This window comes from Lutibacter sp., assembly GCF_040883305.1.
In the GTDB taxonomy this organism is placed as follows: domain Bacteria; phylum Bacteroidota; class Bacteroidia; order Flavobacteriales; family Flavobacteriaceae; genus Lutibacter.
Map to the genome: position 1 here is coordinate 1 of NZ_JBFLKT010000371.1, position 2,503 is coordinate 2,503.

General features: G+C 27.5%; 3 protein-coding genes and 1 pseudogene. All 4 read left to right on the top strand.

All coding sequences use genetic code 11. From position 1 onward, the window contains the following. Positions 1 to 225 (top strand): rhomboid family intramembrane serine protease (locus tag AB1Z17_RS11890; protein ID WP_368052011.1); only part of this gene is annotated, 225 nt, incomplete at its 5' end. A 1-nt stretch (position 226) separates the two neighbouring features. Then, a complete protein-coding gene (locus AB1Z17_RS11895) occupies positions 227 to 1,060 on the top strand; it encodes a rhomboid family intramembrane serine protease (RefSeq protein WP_368052012.1) in 834 nt (277 codons plus the stop codon). A 12-nt stretch (positions 1,061 to 1,072) separates the two neighbouring features. Continuing rightward, positions 1,073 to 2,104 (top strand): endonuclease/exonuclease/phosphatase family protein, encoded by a 1,032-nt coding sequence (locus AB1Z17_RS11900; RefSeq protein WP_368052013.1) that lies wholly within the window; start codon positions 1,073 to 1,075, stop codon positions 2,102 to 2,104. A 54-nt stretch (positions 2,105 to 2,158) separates the two neighbouring features. Further along, a pseudogene (locus tag AB1Z17_RS11905) lies at positions 2,159 to 2,503 on the top strand (hypothetical protein); the annotation flags it as partial.

Here is a 2,503-nt window from a genome sequence, read left to right on the forward strand (position 1 = left end):
GCCTTCGGATTGAGTTTCCCGAATGCTAAATTAGCATTGATATTTTTTCCAGTTCCAATTGCTGCAAAATATTTTATACCTGCAATTATTTTAGGAGATTTGTTTTTTGGAATGACAAAATACTCTATTGGAAACGTTGCGCATTTTGCACACGTTGGAGGTGCATTAATCGGATTTTTAATCGCTTGGTATTGGAAACAAAACCAATTTAAACGCTGGAATTAACTTGAATATAATAGACGACATAAAACACGCTTATAACAAAGCAAACGTTGTAGAAAAAATAATATACGTAAATGTATTTTTATTTTTAATAACTGTATTATTTAAAACATTTAGTGTGCAATGGCTTGCTTTACCTTCAAGTTTTGATAGCTTTCTAAATAAACCTTGGACACTAATTTCATATGCTTTTATTCACGAAAGGCTATTTCATGTATTATCCAATTTACTTGTACTCTACTATATCGGAAATCTGTTTTTAGATTTTTTTACAAAAAAACAATTTCTTAATTTTTACTTTTTGGGTGCTATTGTTGGTGCAATTTCATTTTTAAGTTTTAACTATTTCGCTGATAAAAGTGGTGCGCCATTAGGTGGTGCATCTGCGGCTGTTAGTACCATATTTGTTGCTATAGCAACTAAAATTCCAAGATATGCTTTACGTTTACGCTTTATTGGAAGTGTAGAATTATGGGTATTAGCTGCAATTTGGGTTGCTCTAAGCATATTACAATTGGCAAACCCGGACAATGGTGGTGCAATTGCACATTTAAGCGGTGCCGTATTTGGGTTTATTTATGCAAAACAATTAGACAAAGGAAACGATATTGGTAAATGGTTTGAAGCAATCTTAGATTATTTCACTAATTTTATGAAGTCAAAAAAAGATAGGCCTTTAAGAACAGTTCATAAATCTAAAGAACGAGCTTCAAAAAATGACGTATCTATATCTAGGCAACGTAAAATTGATGTTATTCTAGATAAAATTAGCAAGTCGGGTTACGAAAGTTTAACACAAGAAGAAAAAGATTTTTTATTTAGAGCAGGGAAAAAGTAAAAAGACGGAAACATGAAAAAATTATCGATTTTAGATAAATTGTTGTTTATCATCAATTCCCTTTTAGCGGCATTATTACTTTTTTCATATTTAGGCTATTATATTTCACCAAACACCTATTCACTATTTTCATTTTTAAGTCTTGTTATTCCCTTTTTAATTATAGTAAATCTTCTATATATAATCTATTGGATAATAAAATTTAAAAAACAATTCCTACTTTCAACTCTTGTTTTACTAATTGGCTTTCAATATATTACAAAATTTTACAGTTTTTCAGAAAAAAAAGTATTACTGAGTAAAGATGTAAAAATAATGAGCTATAATGTACGGATGTTTAATCTGTACAACTGGATTGATGAAAAAGATATTGATCAAAAAATATACGATTTTATCAATGAAAAATCTCCTGATATTTTATGTATTCAAGAATTTCATCCTTCAAAAAAACTGGATTTAAATTATCCTTATAGTTATGTTAAGATAAGAACAAACCAAAATAATTTTGGACACGCCATTTTTTCGAAATATAAAATTATTAATTCCGGTTCTTTAAATTTTTCAAACAGTAGTAATAATGCCATTTTTGTTGATTTAATTAAGGAAAAAGATACCATTAGAGTATATAATGTGCATTTAGAATCTTTAAAAATCAATCCTGAAAAAGAAACTCTAACACAAGAAAATTCTGAAAAACTTAAAATTAGAGTTGAAAATGCATTTAAAAAACAAGCAAATCAGGCTTTATTAATTCTACAACATCAAGAAAAAATTAAGTACAAATCCATTATTTGCGGCGATTTTAATAATAATGCTTTTTCTTGGGTATATAAAAAATTAAAAACTGATAAAAATGACACTTTTGAAATAGCAGGAAAAGGTTTTGGAAATACATACGATTACAAATTTTCTTTTAGAATAGACTTCATTTTAACTGATAAAAATATTGAAGTAAATAATTATAAAACCTATCCAGTAAAATACTCGGACCATTTTCCAATAATGGCACGTATTAATTTCAAACAAACTGATAAAATTCAGTAAAAAAATAACTGAATTAATTAACTTTACTCTTTATAACAAATACCATATTTTCCAATGAAAAAAATACTTTCTTTTTTATTTATTTGCACTTTTATTTTAGGTTATTCTCAACAAAAAGAATTAACTCTTGAAGATGCCGTTTTAGGTTATTACAAAGGGTTGTATCCTATTTCTTTATCAAATTTAAAATGGGTTGAGAACACAAATAATTATGTTTTCGAGAAAGAAAACGAGTTTATCTTTACAGATGCTAAAACAGCTAAAATTGTAAAAAAGACGAGTTTAGAAGATCTTAAAAAGGCATATCCGCAACTTCAAAGAATGCCGTACATTCAAGAAGTTGATGCAAGTTCTTTAGCATTTAGAACTAGAAACACCATAGAACTTTTTAATTATGAA

Bases quoted from the DNA above. Each gene is read 5' to 3' on its own strand.
- AB1Z17_RS11900 (WP_368052013.1), top strand. From the start codon at position 1,073: ATGAAAAAATTATCGATTTTAGATAAATTGTTGTTTATCATCAATTCC.